The 22,440-nt window shown below is 50.9% G+C and carries 25 protein-coding genes; 9 read left to right on the plus strand and 16 right to left on the minus strand.

Features of this window, described 5'->3' with window-relative positions:
- Window positions 1–8: 8 nt before the first annotated feature.
- From ACO0LM_RS16655 to ACO0LM_RS16665, 3 genes are all read right to left on the minus strand, one after another.
- Window positions 9–575: a YceI family protein gene (locus ACO0LM_RS16655; RefSeq protein WP_422988717.1), complete on the minus strand. Its 567-nt coding sequence runs from the start codon at window positions 573–575 to the stop codon at window positions 9–11.
- Between the two features lie 68 nt (window positions 576–643).
- On the minus strand, window positions 644–1,195 hold the full coding sequence (locus ACO0LM_RS16660; RefSeq protein ID WP_423038473.1) for a YceI family protein: 552 nt from the start codon (window positions 1,193–1,195) through the stop codon (window positions 644–646).
- Window positions 1,196–1,232: 37 nt separating this feature from the next.
- Window positions 1,233–1,769, minus strand: coding sequence for a cytochrome b (locus tag ACO0LM_RS16665; protein WP_423038381.1), 537 nt, complete (start codon window positions 1,767–1,769; stop codon window positions 1,233–1,235).
- Between the two features lie 294 nt (window positions 1,770–2,063).
- On the opposite strand from ACO0LM_RS16665, the gene ACO0LM_RS16670 reads away from it, so the two are divergent.
- Window positions 2,064–3,257: a sterol desaturase family protein gene (locus tag ACO0LM_RS16670; protein ID WP_423038382.1), complete on the plus strand. Its 1,194-nt coding sequence runs from the start codon at window positions 2,064–2,066 to the stop codon at window positions 3,255–3,257.
- 147 nt (window positions 3,258–3,404) lie between these two features.
- Here the strand turns inward: ACO0LM_RS16670 and purB are convergent, their stop codons facing one another.
- The gene (gene purB / locus ACO0LM_RS16675; RefSeq protein ID WP_423038383.1) at window positions 3,405–4,772 is read right to left on the minus strand and encodes an adenylosuccinate lyase; all 1,368 of its coding nucleotides are present in this window, start codon (window positions 4,770–4,772) and stop codon (window positions 3,405–3,407) included.
- A 260-nt stretch (window positions 4,773–5,032) separates the two neighbouring features.
- On the opposite strand from purB, the gene ACO0LM_RS16680 reads away from it, so the two are divergent.
- Complete coding sequence (locus ACO0LM_RS16680) at window positions 5,033–5,641, plus strand: glutathione S-transferase C-terminal domain-containing protein (protein ID WP_423038384.1); 609 nt, start codon at window positions 5,033–5,035, stop codon at window positions 5,639–5,641.
- A gap of 151 nt (window positions 5,642–5,792) precedes the next feature.
- Here ACO0LM_RS16680 and bfr read toward each other — a convergent pair whose 3' ends face one another.
- The 6 genes from bfr to asd form a co-directional block, all read right to left on the minus strand.
- Window positions 5,793–6,269, minus strand: a complete 477-nt coding sequence (gene bfr, locus ACO0LM_RS16685; protein WP_423038385.1) for a bacterioferritin — start codon at window positions 6,267–6,269, stop codon at window positions 5,793–5,795.
- A gap of 343 nt (window positions 6,270–6,612) precedes the next feature.
- Window positions 6,613–7,293, minus strand: a complete 681-nt coding sequence (locus ACO0LM_RS16690; protein ID WP_423038386.1) for a TonB family protein — start codon at window positions 7,291–7,293, stop codon at window positions 6,613–6,615.
- An 8-nt stretch (window positions 7,294–7,301) separates the two neighbouring features.
- The gene (locus tag ACO0LM_RS16695; protein ID WP_423038387.1) at window positions 7,302–7,541 is read right to left on the minus strand and encodes a (2Fe-2S)-binding protein; all 240 of its coding nucleotides are present in this window, start codon (window positions 7,539–7,541) and stop codon (window positions 7,302–7,304) included.
- A 13-nt stretch (window positions 7,542–7,554) separates the two neighbouring features.
- Window positions 7,555–7,893 (minus strand): hypothetical protein, encoded by a 339-nt coding sequence (locus ACO0LM_RS16700; protein ID WP_423038388.1) that lies wholly within the window; start codon window positions 7,891–7,893, stop codon window positions 7,555–7,557.
- Between the two features lie 27 nt (window positions 7,894–7,920).
- On the minus strand, window positions 7,921–8,112 hold the full coding sequence (gene hemP / locus ACO0LM_RS16705; protein WP_423038389.1) for a hemin uptake protein HemP: 192 nt from the start codon (window positions 8,110–8,112) through the stop codon (window positions 7,921–7,923).
- Window positions 8,113–8,392: 280 nt separating this feature from the next.
- Window positions 8,393–9,250, minus strand: a complete 858-nt coding sequence (asd, locus tag ACO0LM_RS16710; RefSeq protein WP_423038390.1) for an archaetidylserine decarboxylase — start codon at window positions 9,248–9,250, stop codon at window positions 8,393–8,395.
- 172 nt (window positions 9,251–9,422) lie between these two features.
- On the opposite strand from asd, the gene ACO0LM_RS16715 reads away from it, so the two are divergent.
- The 5 genes from ACO0LM_RS16715 to ACO0LM_RS16735 all read left to right on the plus strand — a co-directional run bounded on the left by ACO0LM_RS16715 (window position 9,423) and on the right by ACO0LM_RS16735 (window position 14,585).
- Window positions 9,423–10,733 (plus strand): HD-GYP domain-containing protein, encoded by a 1,311-nt coding sequence (locus tag ACO0LM_RS16715; protein WP_423038391.1) that lies wholly within the window; start codon window positions 9,423–9,425, stop codon window positions 10,731–10,733.
- A gap of 21 nt (window positions 10,734–10,754) precedes the next feature.
- Window positions 10,755–12,668 (plus strand): PAS domain S-box protein, encoded by a 1,914-nt coding sequence (locus tag ACO0LM_RS16720; RefSeq protein ID WP_423038392.1) that lies wholly within the window; start codon window positions 10,755–10,757, stop codon window positions 12,666–12,668.
- 153 nt (window positions 12,669–12,821) lie between these two features.
- The gene (locus tag ACO0LM_RS16725; protein WP_110255121.1) at window positions 12,822–13,370 is read left to right on the plus strand and encodes a peroxiredoxin; all 549 of its coding nucleotides are present in this window, start codon (window positions 12,822–12,824) and stop codon (window positions 13,368–13,370) included.
- A 75-nt stretch (window positions 13,371–13,445) separates the two neighbouring features.
- Entirely contained in the window at window positions 13,446–13,970 is a 525-nt protein-coding gene (locus ACO0LM_RS16730; RefSeq protein ID WP_186950911.1) for a carboxymuconolactone decarboxylase family protein, read from the plus strand.
- Between the two features lie 339 nt (window positions 13,971–14,309).
- On the plus strand, window positions 14,310–14,585 hold the full coding sequence (locus ACO0LM_RS16735; RefSeq protein ID WP_423038393.1) for a hypothetical protein: 276 nt from the start codon (window positions 14,310–14,312) through the stop codon (window positions 14,583–14,585).
- 496 nt (window positions 14,586–15,081) lie between these two features.
- Here ACO0LM_RS16735 and ACO0LM_RS16740 read toward each other — a convergent pair whose 3' ends face one another.
- From ACO0LM_RS16740 to ACO0LM_RS16765, 6 genes are all read right to left on the minus strand, one after another.
- Window positions 15,082–15,426, minus strand: a complete 345-nt coding sequence (locus ACO0LM_RS16740) for a hypothetical protein (protein ID WP_423038394.1) — start codon at window positions 15,424–15,426, stop codon at window positions 15,082–15,084.
- 31 nt (window positions 15,427–15,457) lie between these two features.
- A complete protein-coding gene (locus tag ACO0LM_RS16745) occupies window positions 15,458–16,246 on the minus strand; it encodes a prohibitin family protein (protein ID WP_422988687.1) in 789 nt (262 codons plus the stop codon).
- 96 nt (window positions 16,247–16,342) lie between these two features.
- On the minus strand, window positions 16,343–17,368 hold the full coding sequence (locus ACO0LM_RS16750; RefSeq protein ID WP_423038395.1) for an isoaspartyl peptidase/L-asparaginase family protein: 1,026 nt from the start codon (window positions 17,366–17,368) through the stop codon (window positions 16,343–16,345).
- A 15-nt stretch (window positions 17,369–17,383) separates the two neighbouring features.
- Window positions 17,384–18,331 (minus strand): MurR/RpiR family transcriptional regulator, encoded by a 948-nt coding sequence (locus tag ACO0LM_RS16755; RefSeq protein ID WP_422988683.1) that lies wholly within the window; start codon window positions 18,329–18,331, stop codon window positions 17,384–17,386.
- Between the two features lie 412 nt (window positions 18,332–18,743).
- Entirely contained in the window at window positions 18,744–19,856 is a 1,113-nt protein-coding gene (gene mnmA / locus ACO0LM_RS16760; RefSeq protein ID WP_423038396.1) for a tRNA 2-thiouridine(34) synthase MnmA, read from the minus strand.
- Window positions 19,856–20,344 carry an NUDIX hydrolase gene (locus ACO0LM_RS16765; protein ID WP_422988679.1) on the minus strand — a complete coding sequence of 163 codons (489 nt, stop codon included), beginning with the start codon at window positions 20,342–20,344 and terminating at the stop codon, window positions 19,856–19,858. The genes mnmA and ACO0LM_RS16765 overlap by 1 nt, the downstream gene beginning before the upstream one ends.
- 475 nt (window positions 20,345–20,819) lie before the next feature.
- Between ACO0LM_RS16765 and ACO0LM_RS16770 the strand changes: the two genes are divergently transcribed.
- Together ACO0LM_RS16770 and panD are read left to right on the plus strand one after the other, a co-directional pair.
- Complete coding sequence (locus ACO0LM_RS16770) at window positions 20,820–21,935, plus strand: Re/Si-specific NAD(P)(+) transhydrogenase subunit alpha (protein WP_422988677.1); 1,116 nt, start codon at window positions 20,820–20,822, stop codon at window positions 21,933–21,935.
- A 67-nt stretch (window positions 21,936–22,002) separates the two neighbouring features.
- On the plus strand, window positions 22,003–22,368 hold the full coding sequence (gene panD / locus ACO0LM_RS16775) for an aspartate 1-decarboxylase (RefSeq protein WP_110255112.1): 366 nt from the start codon (window positions 22,003–22,005) through the stop codon (window positions 22,366–22,368).
- Window positions 22,369–22,440: the final 72 nt, after the last annotated feature.

The raw sequence follows: 22,440 nt of genomic DNA on the forward strand, positions 1-22,440 counted from the left end.
TTTACAACTTAGTCAGCCTTGATCGCTTCTACCTGGATCGCCAGTTTTACTTCAGGTGCAAAACGTGGAACGCCAAAATTCATACCGAAGTCAGTACGTTTGAATTCAGCAGTTGCATCAGCACCGCAAGCTTCTTTCTTGAACATCGGATGCTGGATACACTTGAACTTGTTGATGGTCAGTGTCACTGGTTTGGTCACGCCCAGCAAGGTCAGTTCACCCTGGACAGAAACTGGGGTGTCACCGTCAAACTTGATGGATGTACCTTTGTAAGTCGCTGTCGGGAATTGTGCAACATTGAACAAGTCTTTGGACTTGGCATGTTCATTCATTTTTTCGTGACCGAAATCGATGGAGCTGGCATCGATGGTGATATCCACTGTACCGGTTTTCGCTGCGCGATCAAGAACGATCTTGCCTGTTGTTTTGGTGAACTTGCCACGCCATACGGAAATACCCATGTGGTCGGCTTCAAAACTTGGGTAAGTATGGTTGGATTCGATGTTGTAAGTCTGTGCAAAAGCAGGTGCTGCACTGATCAGCAAAGCGGCGGCGATAAGTTGGGTGATTTTCATGTATTACTCCTGGTCTGAAAAATAAATATAAAAAATTCGACGTAATCTTTTTGGTGTTACGTCGGGGCTTACGGGGTGGTGACTACGTGGAACTTGATCTGTACTTCATCGGCAACCATGCCTGTATCTTTCCATTCGCCTTCGCCGATATTGAAAGCGAGACGTTTGATAGGAAGGCTACCGTCAAACACTTGATTATTGCCTTCTTTTTTGACGCTCAGCGGGAAGCTGACATCCATGGTTTTACCTTTGATGCTGAGCTTGCCGACGACATCCAGTTTGCCGGCTGCACCTGCCTTCATGGAAGTGGAAACGAAGCTGGCCTTGGAAAACTGGGCTGCGTTAAACCATTCTTTTTTCAAGACTTCCTTGTTGTATTCAGCGTCGCCCAGATCAAAACTGGTGACATCAATATCAACCGTCGCCTTGGATGCTTCCGGCTTGGCAGCGTCATAGTCGATATTGGCCGTGAATTTTTTAAACTTGGCATCGACCGGCACATTCATTTGCTTGAAGACGATATTGACGGCGCTCTTGGCATTGTCCAGTTTCATGATGGCGGCCATGGCCGGTGTGATGATGGCCAGTGCGACTGCGCTGGACAGCAAAATTTTCTTCATGGAGCGTGATGACATAGGTGTTCCTGATAAAAGTGAATTAATGACCGGGACGCATGCGATACAAGAGTCCATCCTTGTCGATGAAATGGTGTTTCAGTGCAGCGGCTATATGCAACAAGACCAGTGCCAGCATCACATAGTTCAAAGTTTCGTGAAGCTCTTTCAGCGTTTCTTTCAGTTCCGGGTTAGGTCCCATCAGTACCGGTAATTGAAACAGACCCAGGTACACTACAGGGTAGCCGGAAGCCAGCGTATAAAAATAACCGGACAGGGGCACGGCAAACATCAGGATATACAGCAGGATATGGGTAGCATTGGCCGCCTGTGCCTGTAATTTGCCCATATTGGCCGGGTAAGGTGGTGCTTTGCCAAACAGACGGCCCAGCAGACGAATGGCAACCAGTGCCAGCACCGTTACGCCCAGCCATTTATGGTAAGAATAATATTGCAATTTGGTCGGGCTGAACTTCATGTCGGTCATGACGGTGCCAAGTGCAAAAGCAGCAACAATCAATAGTGCGATGAGCCAGTGCAACAGAATGCTGACATTGGAATATTTTTGCGTTACCGGCATAGGAGCTCCTCTGATGAAAGAGATAATTAGTTCTAAGTAGAACTAATATAGCAAAAAAAAGTAAAGTCTGCTGAAGTGCTGTTTATTTTCCGGCAGCAAGGAATTACACCATATTAGTCATAGTATGAGCTTGTTGCAAAAATAAGCTGTATTTGACATACTTTTTACCAACTTGATGGCTGGCTTCCAGAGGGGTACCGCGGGATTGCCTTACATATTGCAGCAATCTTTTTTACGGGCGATCAGGCAAGTCCATTATCATAGGCCCATGTTATTAATTTCATCACGGCTATCATGAAACCTGAAACTCTGGAAAAAAAACTGGTGGCGCCTGCCAAGTCTGTCCTGGGAAATGTCAGCAATGCCGTCAGTGAGACCACGGATTTGCTGGATCAAAGCGGGCCGCTGGAGCCGGGTACCGGGCTGGCCAGTGGTGTACTGGCACTGACACTGGCTTTTCTGTGCCTGCTTGGGGTGCTGGCCTTTCATTTTCCGCAATACCTGACCACGCCCGAACTCAGGCAAAAGTATTCACCCGATTTGATCCGTCATATCCTGTTTGCTGCCTTGTTGTTGTCCGGCGTTATCAGTCTGCTCAATGTCTTGTTCAAACGTCGACGTGGTTTGAATGGGATTGCCGGCATGCTGGTGCTGGCCAGCCTGGCACTGGGGGGCTCGCATGTGCCGGTGGCCGATTTCCCGGACCATACTCCTTACATAGGCCTGGACTGGTTTATCCTTGATCTGCTGGGTTCCACCATCATTTTTGTGGCGATAGAAAAAATCTTCCCACTGTATAAGGGACAGTTGATTTTCAGGCGCGAATGGCAAACCGATATGGTGCATTTCGCCGTCAATCATTTCATCGTTGGCCTGGCTTTGTTAACCGTCAATTTCGCCATCCACAAACTGTTTGGCTGGATGGCGCATGACAGCGTGCGCGCATTTGTGCAGTCGATTTATTTCTTCCCGCAATTGCTATTGTGCATCCTGGCAGCGGATATGGTGCAGTACTGGACCCACAGGGCCTATCATGAGATTCCATTTTTATGGCGCTTCCATGCAGTCCACCATTCTGCCAAGACCATGGATTGGCTGGCCGGCTCACGTCAACACATACTTGAGCTGATTGTCACGCGGGTGGGCGTACTTGGTGCCCTGTACGTACTGGGGTTCGACAAGACTGTGATGGACTGGTACATCATCGTGGTCGGTTTCCAGGCAGTGTTCAATCACGCCAATGTGCACCTGCCGTGGGGGCCGGTCAAATACCTGATCGTGACACCGGATTTCCATCACTGGCATCATTCATCGGACGATGTCGCCATCGACAAAAATTACGCCGCGCATTATGCCTTCCTCGATCACTTGTTTGGTACGGCGATCAAGGGGCAAAAGGGTTTCCCGGAAAAATATGGCGTGCAGGGCGACTATATGCCGGACGGTTTCGTGAAACAGCTGATGTTCCCGTTCCGTTCGCAGAAATAAGTTCAAGACCATTAACCACAGAGACACCGAGGAGCACAGAGGGGGCACAGAGAAAAGCAAGAGACATGTCTGAAGTTATCCTCGACTTTCTCTGTGCCCCCTCAGTGTCTCTGTGGTGAGCTTTTAGGTCTTTTCAGCCAGCGGCAATTAAATCGCTTTCGCCAGCTTGGCAGCGATGCCGATGTAATTTGCCGGTGTCATTGCCAGCAGCAAATCCTTGGCGTCGCGTGGGATCGCCAGACCTTCGACAAATTCTTGCAGGGCTTCTTTGGTGATGCCTTTGCCGCGCGTCAGTTCTTTCAATTGTTCGTAAGCGTTTTCAACCGCATAACGACGCATCACGGTTTGTACCGGTTCGGCCAACACTTCCCAGGTTGCATTGAGGTCGGCAGCCAGGCGTTCAGGGTTGGTTTCCAGTTTGTTTAAGCCACGCAGGCAACTGTCGTAGGCCAACAATGTGTAGCCAAAGGCCACGCCGATATTGCGCAGCACGGTGGAATCGGTCAGGTCACGCTGCCAGCGCGACACCGGCAGTTTTTCAGACAAGTGACGCAGCAGAGAATTGGCCAGGCCCAGATTACCTTCGGAATTTTCAAAGTCGATAGGATTGACCTTGTGCGGCATGGTGGAAGAACCGATTTCACCAGCCTTGGTTTTTTGCTTGAAGTAACCGACCGAGATATAACCCCAGATATCGCGATTCAAATCCAGCAGGATGGTATTGACGCGGGCGAAGGCATCAAACATCTCAGCCATGTAGTCATGCGGTTCTATCTGTATGGTGTAAGGGTTGTAAGTCAGGCCCAGGCGCTGTTCAATCACGTTTTTGGAAAAACTTTCCCAGTCATGCTGCGGGTAGGCGGACAGGTGGGCATTGTAATTGCCGACCGCGCCATTCATCTTGCCCAGGATTTCAACCTGTTCTATGCGTTTGATGGCACGTTGCAGACGGGCCACCACGTTCGCCATTTCCTTACCCAGGGTAGTCGGGCTGGCTGCCTGACCATGGGTGCGTGACAGCATGGGCACGTCGGCATTGGCATGTGCCAGCTCCGTCAATCTGGTGATCAGCTTGCGCAGGGACGGCAACATGACATCATTGCGTGCAGTTTTCAGCATCATGCCGTGGGAGGTATTGTTGATATCTTCAGACGTGCAGGCAAAGTGGATGAATTCGCTGGCAGCAACCAGTTCCGGCACATCCTTGACTTGTTCCTTCAACCAGTATTCGACCGCTTTGACATCGTGATTGGTGACAGCTTCTATGTCCTTGATGCGCTGTGCATCGGCTTCAGAGAATTCAGCAACCAGTTTATCCAGCAGGGCAATGGCCGCAGGGGAAAACGCCTTGATCTCATCGAAGCCAGCCAGTGCCAGGGCTTGCAGCCAGGACACTTCGACTTTGACACGATGGTGCATGAAGCCGGCTTCCGACAGGGTGGCGCGCAAGGCATCCACTTTGCTTGAATAGCGACCGTCGAGCGGGGAGAGAGCAGAAAGTGAAGATAGGGACATGATGGACAAAAGTAGAAGAAAAACAGAAAGGCTTGCGCAAAAAACAATAATAATTTAACTTATGCAAACATTTGTTGTATTGCAAACGTTAATTTTTGTAGCTTAAAAACAGGTTTTTGTGCCGAATAGGTGATTTTACCATTTGATTTGTTTTAAACAGCATAAACACGTACTTGTTGCCTCTATGCAAGTAAGCTCGTTTTGCATGGGATTCCATACGTGGATGTTATAATCCGGGCTAAACCTTCTATCACATTCCTATGAAACTAATTGGCTCCATTCCTAGTCCTTTTGTAAGAAAAGTCCGCGTTGTCATGGCGGAAAAGAAACTTGACTACATGTTCCTGCAAGAGGACGTGTGGGCGCCGGACACCACTATTCAGCAATCAAATCCTTTGGGTAAAGTGCCTTGTCTCTTGATGGAGGATGGCGGTGCCATGTTTGATTCTCGCGTCATCGTAGAATATCTGGATACCTTGACGCCGGTTGGCAAGCTCATTCCCGCGCACGGGCGCGAACGCGCCGAAGTCAAATGCTGGGAAGCCCTGGCAGATGGCATACTGGATGCCGCCGTCCTGATTCGCCTGGAAAAAAGCCAGCGCCCAGCTGCGCAGCAAAGCCAGGCATGGATGGACAGGCAAATGAGCAAGGTCCTGGCTGGCCTGAAATCCATGTCCAGTGGTCTGGGCGATGCGCCGTTTTGTTCCGGCACCCATTTGACGCTGGCAGATATTTGCGTTGCCTGTACCCTGGGTTGGCTGAGCTTCCGCTTCCCGGAAATTGACTGGCGTGGTGACTATCCCAATCTCGCCAAATTATTCGACAAGTTGTCGGAACGTGCGTCGTTCAAGGATACCTTGCCGGAATAAATTTGCGCCAGGCATCAAATAAATACAAGAAAGGATGAAGCGTAAGCCTCATCCTTTCTTGTTTTCAGCAACGCATCCCGGTAAACGGAATACAGCTATTTACTTCTTGTTGTGCTTGTTGTACTTGTTGTGCCCCAGCGTGGTGCCTGGCTTATTCTTCTTCGGACATTTGTGATTGCAGGTAATTCTGGATACCGATTTTTTCTATTAATTCCAGTTGCGTTTCCAGCCAGTCTATATGTTCTTCCGTATCTTCCAGGATGGTCTGGAACAAGTCGCGCGATACATAGTCACCTGCTGCTTCACAAGTGGCGATGCCTTCCTTGACGGTTTTTTGTGCAGCGCTTTCCAGCTTCAGGTCACATTGCAGCATTTCCTTGGTGTCTTCGCCTATCATCAGCTTGTGCAGGGCTTGCAGGTTTGGCAGTCCACCCAGCATCAGGATGCGGTCTATCAGTTTGTCAGCATGCTTCATTTCACCTATGGATTCGGCGTATTCCTTCTTGGCTATTTTTTCAAAGCCCCAATGCTTGTACATGCGTGCATGCAGGAAATACTGATTAATGGCGCTCAATTCATTGGTTAACTGAGCATTCAAGAGTTTGATGACTTTCGCATCGCCTTTCATGGCTTTCCTTCCGCATTAAATTGCTTTTGAACATAGTGACATCATAGTGCATGCACATAAAAAAAGAGGCAAGAACTGCAAATAATGCAGTCTGCCTCTGTCGTCGCCGTTTAAGGTCAGAATAATGCTGCCTGGGATGGGGAGATCTCAGGAGCTGATTTTGACCACGACCCTTAAATCCTTGCAACAGCGTCCAAGAACCTGTTTACGATCTGTAGCGAGCGTCAGCGGGAGTAAGGGTAACAAAAACGCAGCGCAAAAAGCGGAATGTACTAAAGTACATGAGCATTTTGAGCAGCGCATGAGCCCCGATCACGTTCGCGCTTAAGATCGTAAACAGGTTCTAAGTATTCAGACTGAAACTGATCGTCGCTGTGGCAATCACAGTCAAAGCCTTGCCATCTTCCAGGTAAGGTTTGAAAATGGCGCGCATGATGGCAGTCTTGGCGGCTTCATCCAGACGGTTGGAGCCGGAAGATTTTTGGATATCCACTTTTTCGGCGATACCTTTCTCATTCACCAGTACCCGCAAGGTGACTTTGCCTTCTTCGCCCATGCGGCGTGACATATGCGGATAATCTGCCTGTGGCGGACGCAGGTATTCAACGGCGCTGATCTGTTTTGGTGCTGCCGGCTGCGCCATGGAATTGCCGGGTTCTGCTTTGGCGGCAACTGCAGCTACCGGTGAGGGCACCTGGGGTGAGGGCTGTACCGTGATCTGATGTTGCTCTGCCGGGATATCAACAACGGGAGTGATTTGCGGCACCAGTGGTATGGGTGGCGGCAGGGTGCTCAGTTTTTTGGTCGGGATCGGTGCCGGTGCCTGTTCTGGCTTACTGACGTGCGGCTGTATCATGGTCAGTATCACTTCTTTCGGCAGTATCTGCACCGCATGCGAAATCAGGCCGTGTTCCAGTGCATAGAATAATCCCAGATGCGCCAGCACGATGCAGGTGAAAGAAACGACCCGCGATTTGGGTAGCGGGGCGGGGTCGGTATGATGACTGAGTGTAAGTGTAGACATGATGGCTGTCAGGCAGGCTGTGCGCTGGGCTTAAAATGTAATTGCTGGATGAAATTTTGCAGGCCGGAAGATTTGTTGGCATTGCTGTCCATGCAGTCACGCATGACCTTGCGGGCGCAACCGGCGCATTTGCCACAGCAGGTGCCTACATCCAGTTGCTCGCGCAATTCGGACATGGTGGTCACGCCCATGGCAACCGCCTGGTGTATCTTCTTCTCAGAGACATTATTGCAAACACAGACAATCATGAAACCAGCTCCATTAATTCAAATCTCTTCGGGTACCAGCCAGCAGCCAGCTCAGCTTGTGCATTTTGTTTTGCTGTGGAGATGTTCTCTCCACCAGGCTGGCCCATTGTTCTGACAGTTGCTGACATGTTGCCTTCAGCACCGGTGCCAGATCCGGTAAGTTGGCCAGTACTTTCAAATGACGTTCTATGACAGATGCCAATCGGGTCCTGGTCAGCTCTGCATCCTTTTGCGTACTATTGACCGTGTAATGCGACATCAGATGCAAGACCGCTGAAACCAGTAATTCTGGTTGCCTGGACTTGTCCGCTAATGCAGACGGGTCATCATTGAGCAGCGTTTCATCCGGCATAGTTCGCTCCATCGGTCAATAACGGCTTCAGGCAGTCAGAATCAGCTTGTTCAGTTGCGTGATACGCAGGCGATAAATCCGGCCCTCGTGATCAATTTCAACTTCGCGTTTTTGCTGCATCAGATCAGCGCTCTTGAGACGGGGTATGAGCTTTTGCGGCTGGGCAGCAATCGGTCCTGGTTCCGGTTTCAAGTCTTGAATAGCATCATTAGTACTCATATTTAACCTTGCAAATCTAAACGATAACAATTCTTATTTAGATTATTAAATATTCGTCTGCATTTGGCAAGCGTTTTTTATGCAGTATTTGATGTGCGACAACGATCCTGGGTAAAAAGCAGAATTTGTCGGACCAAGTCGGGGAGGATTGAGTGGTGTTTGCCTGGAAGGCATCACGTGGAAACGGTAGTCTGGCAGTGGATGCTGCCAGACAGGATTGCTAATCGGGAATGGATGTGAAGCTTGTATTACCAGGCGTAATGGGAAGACGCAGACTATCTCAGCTTTCCAGATTGGCCATTGCTTCACCCATGCAGATGGATTTTGCCTCGGCCCAATCTGGATTGAATGCCAGCTTATTTTGCGGGAATAACATGACTACCGTGGAGCCAAGCAGGAAGCGGCCCATTTCTTCGCCCTTTTTCAGCACGATTTGCTGATCGTGCTGATCGTCATAGCGCCATTCACGCACTTCTGCACTACGTGGTGGATTGACCACGCCATGCCAAGTGGTGGCCATGCTGCCCACAATGGTGGCACCGACCAGCGTTAATACAAAGGGGCCGAAGGCAGATTCAAACACGCAGACCACACGTTCATTACGTGCAAACAGGCCGGGCACGCCACGTGCTGTGGTGGGGTTGACTGAAAACAAGGCTCCCGGCACGTAGATCATGCGCGTCAAACGACCATCGCAAGGCATATGGATGCGGTGATAGTCACGCGGACTGAGGTAAAGGGTAGCAAAATTGCCGTTCTCAAAGCGTGCTGCCAAACTGGCGTCACCACCTACCAGCGCAGTGGCCGAATAGCTATGGCCTTTTGCCTGGAATATCTGGCCCTGGGTAATAGGACCAAACTGGCTGACGGCACCGTCCACCGGACTCAGCAAATCACTGCTGGCCAGCGGGCGGGCGTCGGCGCGCAGCGGGCGGGTGAAGAATTCGTTGAAACTGGCATAGCTGCTGATGTCCGGATTCGCTGCTTCATTCATGTTGACCTGATACCGGCCAACAAACCAGCGTATCAGGCGAGTAGTCAGTGTGCCTGCTTTGGCATTGGCAACTTTTCCGGCAAATACGGTCAATGCTTGTTTTGGCAACAGATACTGCGGCAGGACGGCGAGACGATCGGACACGTTGGTTCACTCTCAAAAAGTTCAAGTCAGCGATTATAACGTTGCATTTGGATAAAGCAGGTTTTTCTGTACGCGCTTGCTTGGCTACATCAAAATATTTCTAAATTTCAACTTTTTGCAAATGCAGGGTGCATATGCTATCGTCAGAGGAAATATCTATAATTGTTTCCCCATGTCCGATGACAGCCAGTTAATTGTGATTGATCAGGTCAGGATAGGAATGTTCATTAAACTCGATCTGAGTTGGTTTGAACATTCGTTTCCCATGAACTCGTTCAAGATCACCAGCCAGCAACAGATCGACGAACTCATGGGTCTGAAGCTGAGGCATGTGCGGTATATTCCGTCCAAGTCGGATCCCCTGTCGGCCAGCCCAGTCATCAGGGCAGCAGCGCCGGTACCTGCAGCAACGGCAGCAGCCGTACCGGCTGGCCAGGTATACGCCAGCATTATCGATGCCAAGCGTGCGCGCTTTGAAAAATTGCAAAAGCAGCGGGAAGAAATAGCTCGCTGTGAAGAAAAATTCGTCAAGGCGGCGACGGTCGTTAAAAGCATCAACAAACTGATTTTTTCGCAACCAGAAGAAACCATACAGGAAGCTGGCAAGCTGGTGGACAGCATGGCCGAAGTATTTCTCAGCGACACCGATACCGTCATGCATCTGATACAGCAGACGGCGGGTAGTGAAGAAATGTATTTCCATACCTTGAACGTGTCGGTATTGGCCATGATGCTGGCGCATGAAATGAAATGCTCGCCGGCACAAATCAGGATCGTCGGCATTGCTTCCCTGTTCCATGACCTGGGCAAGGTAAATGTGCCTGAACATATCCTGAATAAAACCACAGCCCTGACCAAGCCAGAACAGAATTTCTATGAACTGCATCCCCAGTATGGAGTGGAAGTGGGAAAGAAGGCTGGTCTGCCCGCGATGGTGCTGGATGTGATTGCCCAGCATCATGAATTCATGGATGGCAGTGGTTATCCGCATCATTTGAAGGGTGAGGCCATACGGATGGCCAGCCGTATCGTGACAATTGCCAATGTGTATGATAATTTATGCAATCATAATGATCACAGTTTGTCCCTGACACCGCATGAAGCACTGTCAACCATGTATGCCCACCGCCGCACGCAATTTGATCAGGCGGTGATGGCAACGCTGGTCAAGAGCCTGGGCGTGTATCCACCTGGCACACTGGTGCGCTTGTCGAACGAAGCTATTGGTCTGGTGATGAATGTGAATGTCGGCAAGCCTTTGCGCCCGCGTGTGCTGATGTATGATGCAGAAATACCCAAGGAAGACGCGATCATCCTGGATCTGGCTGAAGAGAGCAAAGAACTGTCCATCAGTGCCAGCATCCGGCCCGGGCTGTTGCCAAGATCCATTTATGAATACCTGAATCCGCGCAAGCGGGTGAATTATTATTTTGATTCGCAGTCGAAAAAGACCCAGAGCAAACCCCTGCCTGGCGCACGTTAACCGGAAATCGCCTACACCAGTATGTCACAGCCCTCATCGACGTTGAGCAATGGTTTGCTGCGGCATATGATAGACCATAGCCGTGACGCCATACTCGTCGTCGACAAACAGCAAATGATGGTGGTGGACGCCAACCAGTCGGCTTGCCACATGTTGTCCTATGAACGGGCTGACTTGCTGGGACAGGCACTGGCGTATATAGAATGTTCCTTGCAGGACGTGTTTTTCTGGGAAGGATTACATGTCGATGCCATGGACGCCGAAGCCATCGTGGCCGAGAGTGAATGGCTGACGCGCAGCGGCCTTTCTTTTCCGGTGGAAAAGAGAGTGTCTGTTTTCAGTGATCAGGGACAGGATTATTTTGTCATTCATGCTGAAGACATCACCCACAGGCGTCAGCTTGCAGAAGGACAGGTGCACCTGATCGCGCAATTGCAAAGCTCGCTGGACGCTACTGCAGAAGGTATCCTGTCGGTCGATTTGCACGGCAATATCATCAACCTCAATCAGCGTTTTTCCGCCATGTTGCATTTGCCTGATGACTTGCTGGCAGGCCGTGACGAAACCCAGCTATTCGCTTACCTGAAAGCGGGCTTGCAGGATGCCGACAGTTTTTTCCTCAACCTGCAAAGCGTGAAGGATGATCCCAATCTGGAAACGGAAGATTTGCTGACCCTGAAAGACGGTCGCTATTTTGTCTGCGTTTCCAAACCCGAGTTCTTGCGTGATCGCCGCATCGGACGGGTATTCAGCCTGCGTGACATTACCCAGATGAAGGAAGCCGAACGCAGCCTGATGGCGGCACGCGATGTGGCACAGCAGGCCAGCAAAGAAAAATCACGCATGGTGGAAGCCTTGCTGGTCAGCGAATCACGGCTGCGCCGCCTGGTTAACTCCAGCCTCATCGGCATCATGCAGGGCAACCTGAATGGCAAACTGACAGAAGCCAATGATGTCTTGCTGCAATTGGTTGGTGTGACCCGTTCGGAATTTATCGATGCGGGTATGAACTGGCTCGACAAAGCCTCGCAAGAGAGCCATGCCAGCCATGATAAAGCGCTGCAGGAACTGCGCCTGCATGGCCAGGCCAAACCCTATGAAGGTGAAGTGATACGTAAGGATGGGGTGCGCATTCCTGTCATGGTGGGCCTGGCACAGCTTGAAGGCTCGTTTGAGGAATGGGTGGGTTTTGTGCTGGACCTGACCGAACAGCGCAAGGCTGACCGCATCAAGTCCGAATTCATTTCTGTCGTCAGCCATGAACTGCGCACCCCGTTGACATCGATACGTGGTGCACTGGGTTTGCTGGAAAACGGGGTTGCTGGTGATCTGGCACCCAAAGTCATGCAACTGATTAAAGTTGCGCACAAAAACTGCCAGCGTCTGGGAGTATTGGTGAATGACATCCTGGATATGGAAAAGCTGGCATCCGGCAAGATGATCATCAATATCGAACGTTTTGATCTGGTCGCCGCCACCCGGCAAGCGATTGAAGCCAATGCCGCCTATGCCCAGGTATTCCAGGTGCGCTACCGCGTCATGAGCCACCCGGACCAGGCCTGGGCCATGGGCGACAGCGTGCGGGTGATGCAGGTGTTTGCCAACCTGCTGTCGAATGCAGCCAAGTTTTCACCCACGGGCGATGAAGTCGAAATTCATATCTCTGAAACATCCGGCAGTTATAAAGTCGAAGTCCGCGACAAAGGGGCAGGTATATCTCCCGCCTTCAGGGAGCAGATCTTCAAAAAATTTGCGCAGGCCGACGGCACCAATACCAGGCAGCAGGGCGGTACCGGACTGGGCTTGAACATCACCAAGACCTTTGTCGAAAAAATGGGTGGCGAGATCGGTTTTGAGACTGAAGTTGGCAAGGGTACCGTGTTCTGGTTCACCCTTCTGGCTGGCGTCAAACGCCGTGACGACAGGGTGGGCTGAGCTTGACATCCAGGGATGTACAGCAGCGGTATCAGATATCTTTTAACTAAATGAATGGTAGTTAAAATCTATTGGATATTTAAAATTCATAGTGATATGCTTCGATCCGTTGTGGATGCCTTGTCCACTTTTATGTCAAATCAGGAGAATTTAATGAAAACCGTAGGTCAAAAACTCGACGCATTCAAAGTCCCAGCAGCTAAGCCAGGCTTCAATCATCACGAAGAAAATGGCGTGTCCGCGTTCGAAGACATCACTGAAGCTTCGTTCCCCGGCAAATGGAAAATCATTTATTTCTACCCAAAAGATTTCACATTCGTTTGCCCAACTGAAATCGTTGAATTTGCCAAGCTGACCAATGACTTCGCTGACCGTGACGCAATCCTGCTGGGTGGCTCTACCGATAACGAATTCTGCAAACTGGCATGGCGTCGTGAGCACAAAGACCTGGACAAACTGAACCACTATGCGTTCGGCGATGCAACTGGTTCTTTGGTTGACATGCTGGGTGTACGTGATGTCAACGCCGGTGTTGCACTGCGCGCGACTTTCATCGTTGATCCTGACAATGTTATCCAGCACGTTTCTGTCAACAACCTGAACGTTGGCCGTAACCCAACTGAAATCCTGCGTATTCTGGATGGTCTGCAAACAGATGAACTGTGCCCATGCAACCGCACAGTCGGCGGTGCGACTCTGTAATTCAGGCTAGCACTGTAGATGTAAAATAAACCCGCTCCGGCGGGTTTTAAAACCACTTTTTGATAGGTAAATACTATGGAATTCTTGAATCTAATTAAAAGTCGTATCCCTGATTATGCCAAGGATATCCGTCTGAACATCGATGGCACGATTGCCCGTTCCAGCCTGGAAGGTAATGATGCAGTCGGCGTGGCACTGGCAGCAGCCTTTGCCGCAAAAAGCACGGTGATCATTGAAGCCATCAAATCCAGTGGTGCCATTACGCCAGAAGAAATCAATGCAGCGCTGACCGCGGCGGCGTTGATGGGCATGAATAATGTCTGGTATCCGTATGTCGAAATGGCCGATGATGCCGACCTGAAAACCCAGGCGGCCCAGTTGCGCATGAATGCCTATGCCACCAATGGCGGTGTCGACAAGCGTCGTTTCGAGATGTATGCCTTGTCGGCATCCATCATCGGCAAATGCCATTTCTGCGTGAAATCGCATTTTGAATTGCTGAAGAAGGAAGGGATGTCGGCGACGCAGTTGCGGGATGTGGGGCGGATTGCTGCGGTCGTCAATGCGGCAGCGCAGGTTATTTCTGCTGAGACGGTGTAAGTACATTCTGCCAGTTGTACTGGGTGTTACGTGTGGTATGCAGGCCGGGATAGCGCGGTTCTGTAGATTGAAATTCCCTCTCCTTCAAGGAGAGGGTTAGGGTGAGGATGGGTTTCTGTCGATAAGCGGCGATCATATGTCGTCGCTCCAGCGCAGGCTGGAGCCCAGTGTCGTTGCTGATTTGCCGTACTTTGATTACGGCTATTGCTCTCCGTAGACACAAGCCGGGTTTCGGCCCGGCGGCCGAATTCCTTTCTTTGCTTCGCCAAAGAAAGGAATCAAAGAAAGGCGACCGCAGACTCGCTCCCTGCGGGAGTGCCCATTTATGTAGTGCAAAAAATGGGAAGGTCCGAAACTCGCTACGCTCAGACACCGGACCTTCTTTTTCCATTTTCTGCACTACACAAATGGCTTCGTCCCAAGCGGAAGAGAGTCAAAGACAACTACAACGTCAAAATCAACAACAAAGTCAAAAACAGCGGCAACCCCAACACCACGGTTGATCGACGGCATTCAAATAAATGTGAATGTGGTTGTGTTGACGGTGGTTTTGACTTTGCTGTTGCAGTTGTTCTTGACGTGGACTTTGACTTTAATCCGCTTGGGACGATGTAATTTGTGCGTCACAGAAAATGGAAAAAGAAGATCCGATGTTTGAGCGAAGCGAGTTGCGGATCTTCCCATTTTTTGTGACGCACAAATTATGCTGAAGCGCAGCGTAAGCACCCGAAGGGCGAGTCTGCGGTCGCCTTTCTTTGAATACGTTCTTTGGCGAAGCAAAGAAAGTATTTCGGCCGCCGGGCCGAGACCCGGCTTGGTTCTACAAAGGGCAATCGTTTCAATCAAAGTACACCATATAACGAACGCCGTTGGAGCGCCAGCCCGGTGGCTTCCTGCCTGCGCTGGAGCGAAGACATATGATCACCGCTTATCGACAGAACCCCATCCTCACCCTAACCCTCTCCTTGAAGGAGAGGGAATTTCAATCTACAGAGAACCTCACTATCCCGGCCTGCAATCGTAACTCAACGAATAGGGTGAATAAAAACGCTTCGCCAAAATATTTAGGAGCAACAGGACTCAAGCGGAGCTGATCACGCCACATTTCAAACTACCGCGACTTCCTCTTAAAAATACTCACCACAATCAACAGCAGCACCAGTGGTAACAAGAATGGTGAGAACACCATCAGGAACAGGCCGCCTATCAGTACAGCTATGCCTATCAATAAAAACGACATCCCGGCGATGACCAGGCCAGCCATGATCATGGCGAAGACGGCGGCGATGATGGCGACGGCGATGCCAGCCAGCGAGATGCCGGAGTTAGAGAAGATGTCGAAGTCTTCCAGATCCCAGTCAACGTTCAGGTCCATCGGAGTGTCGAGCATGTACCACACCAACAGCAAGAGTATGCAAAACAGCGTGAAGCGGGCGGAAGACTTTTGTTCGGACATGGCTGAGCTCTGTTAACAATCAGGTGCGAAATTATTTACCGATATTGAGGAAGGGGATTGCACCACCCGTCGTCGTGGGCAGGCGGCCATCCCATTTTTCTATCGCTTTCGCCTGGTTCTCGGTTTCGCGCAGGCGCAATAATTCTGGCGTCACTTGTTGCCTTTGCAGGGCCAGTGCTTCGGCTTCGGCGCGGGCGCGCGATACTTTCTGTTTGGCTTCCACATCTATCCTCTGCAGGTCGCGTTCGGCCTTCATTTTTAGCTGATCGGCGGTAGTTTTGGCTTCGATCGCTTCATTGAAGGTTTTGCTGAAATTAAAATTGACGATGGAAAATTCATCCACGATCAAGCCATGTCTTGCCATGCGTTCTTTGAGTGCCAGCACGATTTCATCGCGTACTTGTGAGCGGCGTGAAATCAGTTCTTCGGCCGTGAACCTGGCGGTGACTGCTTTCACTGCTTCCTGCACGCTGGGGATGATGATGCGTTCACCAGGCTCGTTACCCAGATCACGATAGACCGATACCACGGCATCTGGTCTTACATGATAGTTGATGGCAATCTTGGTGTGTACGGTTTGCAAGTCTTTTGATGCGGCATCACCGTCGCCTTCTCCTTTTTGGATGGCGACCGATACCTTGTTCAGTTTTTGCGCAATCGGCCAGACAAAGTGAATACCTTCGCTATATACCTCATCCGAAGGTTTGCCAAACGTGGTCAGCACACCGCGATGGCCGGCCGGGATGGTGGCAAAGGGATTCAAGAGAAACAGGATGACAATAACTACTAATGCCAGGCCAATTTTAGGAAGATTTTGCATGATTCACGAGTCCATTAGGTGAAGACATCCGCAGTATAGGTGTACTTTGAATAACTGTTTCCGGTAATCGGAGGGAGAAACTACCGCTTCTGAAAACTACAGTTTCTGAAAATCGCTGTAGATGCCTATAAACGGCGCATCCCCAACGCGCATGCTGGCGCGGTACATGCCCTCGGTATTGAAGGGCATGACGATATTGCCCTGCCTGTCTATGCCTATGATGCCACCCTGGCCCTGCAATTGCGGCAGTTTTTCCATCACTGTCTTGTGGGCGGCTTGTTCAAGGCTCAGGCCGGCGTAGTTCATTTGTGCGGCGATGTCGTGCAAGGCCAGGCTGCGCATGAACGCTTCACCGGTGCCGGTGGCCGACAGGGCCGCGCTGCGGTTGTCGGCATAGCAGCCGGCACCCAGCATTGCAGTGTCACCGACACGCCCTGGCAGTTTATTGGTCATGCCGCCCGTGGAAGTGGCTGCTGCCAGATTGCCGTGCACATCCAGGGCGACGGCACCGACAGTACCGAATTTCTTATCCGGATCAAGTGGTGCTACTTCCGGTGTTGTGTCTGGCGTTGTGCCTAATGTTGTATTTGATGCTGTGGCCAGTTTTTCGGCATCGTGGTCCAGCAGGATGCCAGCTTCTTGTCGCGCGCGCAGCAATTGCACATAACGTTGCTCGGTATGAAAGTAGGCAGCGTCTTCGATTTGCGCACCATGCTGGCGGACGAAATTTTCTGCACCCGGCCCTACCATTAACACATGCGGGCTGTGTTCCATCACCATGCGTGCTGCTCGCACAGGATTGCGCAGGGTTGTCACGCAGGCGACCGCTCCGGCGCGGCGATTGTGGCCATCCATGATGGCGGCATCCATTTCTACCTGCCCAGCGCTGGTATAGACCGAACCTTTACCGGCGTTGAACAGGGGGCAGTCTTCCAGCAGGCTGACAGCCACAGTGACGGCATCCAGTGCACTGCCACCATCGGCCAGTACGCTGGCACCAGCGGTGACGATGTCATGCAGGGCAGCCAGGTAAGCCTGTTCCTGCACGGCAGTCAGTGAGCTGCGCAAGATAGTGCCAGCACCGCCATGGATGGCGATGGCGGCGGGGGCTTTGGTATTCATGATGCATACCCAGCCTCAGGCCGGGCGATCCATGTCTATGATTTTGCTGGCAGCGGCTGCCTGGGATTTGCGGCTGGTGGCATTCGGTTCCTGATACAGCCATGGCAGCATGAACTTGGTCATTTCCGATGCCGCATGCACCGGCGCTTTGGCCTGATGGGCGACGGCGCTGCAAATGGCTTCAATCAGGCATAGTGCAGCGCCTTCGGAATTTGGCGAGAAATTACGCCTGGTCTGCGCATACAGCGTGACATTCGCCAGCGATGCCAGGGGCGAACTGGGGGCGTCGGTCAAGGCCAGGATAGGCACACTCTTGTCACGCAATTGCTGCAGGATGGTGACCACATCTTCGGCATAACGCGGGAAGGAAATGCCGATGACCAGATCACGTTCTGTATATTTGAACAATTGTCGCGCTACATTCGATGGCCCGCCAGAACCCAGGGTGGATTGCACCGTGTTGCAAAACGGGTCCAGGCTGTGTGCCATCAGGCCAGCCAGGAAGGCGCTGGCACCATAGCCGACGATATAAATTCTTTCCGCATTCAGGATCTGGCGTACGGCATGGTTACACAGGTCAGGTGCCAGGCCGCGACGGGTGGCTTCCAGATTGGCCATGTCTTCATTCAGAGAGCTGGAAATGATTTCAGTACTGGTAGCAGGGCGCTGGATTTCACTGCGCAGGTTGTCGATAGGAGCCAGCATGGCTTCAAAACCATACACCAGCTCGGCCCGGAATTGCGGATAACCTTCAAAGCCAAGTGCCCTGGCGAAGCGATTCGCTGTTGCAACAGAGATACCGACCGCATTTGCCAGTTCATCAATAGACATCGTGGCAGAGCGAAAAACATTCGACAACACATAGTCGGCTGCTTTTCTATGTGCTTTTGACAAGCTCATATAAACCTTGCCTATGCGTGCATTGACAGTACCACCTAGTGCTTGCGTATCAGGACGATTCATATCGACTGGCTTTTCTGGTGAAGTAGAAATGTAAATATAATTTCATCGATTTAAATTGTAAAGAAATGAATCGTGTCAAATCGATGATTGTCTCTCTCCGCACATATTTTGGATAATTCGCACAATTAAGGAGAATTGTCAGAATAAACAAAACACTTCAAATTTTGTTCTGAAATTAGCCATGTTCGCTCAAGCTAATCAGTGTGCCGGAGGAAAGATTGTGATGGCCAGCCAGAGACGGTGCCAGCCTATATATGATTTATATCGATTTCTGTGCCTTGAATGCTGCTTTTGCTGCTTTTATCCTGGTTGTTATCATGTTTTGCCCTGATTCGGGATAGCGAGGGCTGTTTTGTGTGCTGGCCAGACAAATACCGGTACGCATTTATCTGGCAGGGATGCAAGCTGCTGATCAGCTTGCCGTGTGGGCGCGTGCAGCGGTATCGATAATACCACCTCCCAGGCAGACATCCCCATCGTACAGGACCGCAGATTGCCCTGGAGTGACAGCCCATTGTGCCTGCGGGAAGTCCAGGGAAAAGCGTTGCTCGTCACCGTTGAACTCGCAGGCGACATCGGGCTGGCGATAGCGTGTCTTGGCTGACAGGTCGCCTGCGGGTGGCGCATGGCCCGCCACCCAGCTGACTTGTCCGGCTTCCAGCGACTCTGACAGCAGCCATGGATGCTCATGTCCTTGCACTGCGTACAGGGTATTGGCTGTGACATCCTTTTTCGCCACATACCAGGCGTCACTGCTGCCATCGGCATTTTGATGGGATTTGATGCCGCCTACGCCTATGCCCTTTCTTTGTCCCAGGGTATAGAAGCTCAGGCCCACGTGCTGACCTATGACTTCGCCTTCCGGGGTCTGGATGTCACCTGGTTTATAGGACAGATACCGGTTCAGGAATTCACGGAAAGGGCGTTCACCGATGAAACAGATGCCGGTCGAATCTTTTTTCTTGGCGTTGGGTAATTGCAGTTGTTCGGCGATCTTGCGCACTTCCGTCTTGTGGATTTCTCCCAGCGGGAACAGGGTATTCGCCAGTTGCTGCTGGTTCAGCCTGTGCAGGAAATAGCTTTGGTCCTTGCTGGCATCGATCGCTTTCAGCAACTGGAACTGGCCATTCATTTCGCGCACGCGCGCATAGTGGCCGGTGGCGATGTAATCAGCACCCAGCTTCATTGCATGGTCAAGAAAGGCCTTGAACTTGATTTCGGCATTGCACAGTACGTCCGGGTTCGGCGTGCGGCCAGCCTGGTATTCACGCAGGAATTCGGCAAATACGCGGTCCTTGTATTCGCTGGCAAAATTGACGGCTTCGATATCGACACCGACCACGTCGGCGACGCTGACGGCATCGATCCAGTCTTCACGGGTCGAGCAGTATTCGGAATCGTCATCATCTTCCCAGTTTTTCATGAACAGGCCGATGACTTCATAACCCTGTTCTTTCAGCAGCCAGGCGGATACCGAAGAATCCACACCGCCAGACATGCCGATTACGACTTTTTTCTTGCTCATTATTGATGTTCCAAGTTTCCAAGTGCGCTTGGATGGGTAAACAACAGGGATAGCGGCGCGCGCTTACCCTGCAAATAATCATTGATGCATTGCATAACCAAAGGGCTGCGATGCCTGTCCTGCGACGCCAGCAAGTCTGCATAGCTCATCCACACGGTGCGCAGGATGCCGGTATCGAGTTGCCTGTCCTGTGCCGCACCCAGTTCACCGCTGAAAGCAAAGCGCAGATAAGTCACGGCTTCACCCGTTGTGGGGGAAATGAAACGCGACATATACGTACCTATCAAGTCGGTAGGTATGAAAGCGTGTGCAGTTTCTTCCAGGGTTTCGCGGATGACAGCCTGTTCCAGCGATTCATCCGGGTCCAGATGGCCGGCAGGTTGATTGATGCGGATACCGTCAGGTGTTTCTTCTTCAATCATGAAAAACTGTTGGTCGCGCTCGATAATTGCGGCTACAGTGACGGAGGGTTTCCAAATGGCAGACATAGCATTTCCCAGTAAGTCCGACATTTTACTTTGCCCTTAGATTTTGTGTGGCAATCCAGCAAATTTGAAAGCGAATTAGCTAATGCGTAATTTATCTATGGCCCAATTATCGATGGCAAAATTCCTGCTTTTTAATTTGCACCAAACTGATGCAGCTTGAAGAGTTTTCTTTAAGTGACTGTTTTTAATCAAGAAATAAATCATTCCCTGAGCCTGAAAAGCAGCTTGCATCCTGAAATTGAAGTCGCAAAAACCAAAGAATCAAGAAAAACGAACGGTTGTGCTAAAAAACATTTTGCGTGTAATATCGTTGTCGAATATTAAATGTAAGATTCGGGTAAGAATTGCATAAGTTGTCATACAACCCGGTCAGGCAAAATTAGTCTTGAGGCCAGAGCTTACCCTTGGCCAAATCAGTACAGAATTATCAGTACGGAATTTATTCACCGGATTTATTCACATCAGGGAGCAATCTATGAAAATCGGCATTCCCGCCGAGTCACGGCCGGGGGAGACGCGTGTTGCGGCAACCCCAGAAACGATAAAAAAATATGTCGCAGCCAAGCATCAGGTGATCGTGCAGTCAGGTGCTGGCGTGGCTTCCAGCATTACCGACGAAGCCTACCAGGCAGCCGGTGCTGAAATTGGTAGCGCAGCCGATGCCTTTGGTGCCGAACTGGTCTTGAAAGTGCGTGCACCGGATGCAGCAGAACGCAGTCTGATGAAATCAGGCACGGTATTGGTAGGCATGCTAAATCCTTTTGACGCAGACAATATTGCGGCCATGGCCACACACGGCCTGTCCGCATTTGCACTCGAAGCGGCACCGCGCATTACCCGTGCGCAGTCACTTGATGTCTTGTCTTCGCAAGCCAATATCGCCGGTTACAAGGCGGTCATGCTGGCCGCCAATACCTATCAACGCTTCATGCCCATGCTGATGACGGCGGCGGGTACGGTCAAGGCGGCACGCGTACTGATCATGGGTGTAGGTGTCGCCGGCTTGCAAGCCATTGCCACTGCCAAGCGCCTGGGTGCAGTGATTGAAGCATCGGATGTACGCCCACCAGTTAAGGAGCAGGTTGAATCGCTGGGTGCAAAATTTATCGATGTGCCGTATGAGACTGATGAAGAACGTGAAATTGCCAAAGGTGCAGGTGGTTATGCCCGTTCCATGCCCGCAGCATGGATGGAAAGACAGGCTGCCCTGGTGCATGAACGTGCCAAACAGGCCGACATCATCATCACCACTGCATTGATCCCTGGCCGCAAGGCACCAATCTTGATTTCGGAAGAAACCGTCAAGGCCATGAAACCAGGTTCAGTCATCGTTGATATGGCGGTCGAGCAGGGCGGTAATTGCCCCTTGTCTGAACTCAACAAGACCGTCACCAAATACGGCGTACACATCATTGGTGAGCCTAATCTAGCGACCCTGGTGGCAGCCGATGCATCGGCCTTGTACGCTCGTAATGTGCTGGATTTCCTCAAGCTCATCATTGACAAGGATGCCGCACTGGCGATCAACCGTGAAGATGAAATCATCGCTGCCACTCTGGTGTGCTCGGCTGGCGAAGTTTTAAAGAAATAAAGAAATAAAGAAGTCGATTACAGATTTAAGGTTTCAGAATTTTTTAGTATCAGAAAGTAGAAAGACCATGCAAAGAAATATGCTCCGCGCCAAAATTCATCGCGCAACTGTAACCCAGTGTGACCTGCACTACGAAGGATCGTGTGGGATTGATGAAGATCTGCTCGACGCTGCCAACATCATCGAAAACGAACAGATAGAGCTGTATAACGTCAATAACGGTGAACGTTTTTCCACTTATGCCATCAAGGGTAAACGTGGCAGTGGTGAAATCTCACTGAATGGCGCTGCAGCCCGTCGCGTACAACTGGGCGATTTGATGATTATCTGTACCTATGCGCCGATGACAGAAGAAGAAGCAAAAGCGTATAAGCCGAATGTCGTTTTTGTAAATGGTAAGAATCAGATCACCAGTATCAAAGAGTATAAGTGACGTAATCCAGGTAGCTTATTGTCATAGCCTGTCATAGCGATTTGCATGTCTCAATCCAATTAAAGAGAGGAC

It is taken from the genome of Undibacterium sp. Di26W (assembly GCF_049340265.1).
In the GTDB taxonomy this organism is placed as follows: Bacteria; Pseudomonadota; Gammaproteobacteria; order Burkholderiales; family Burkholderiaceae_D; genus Undibacterium.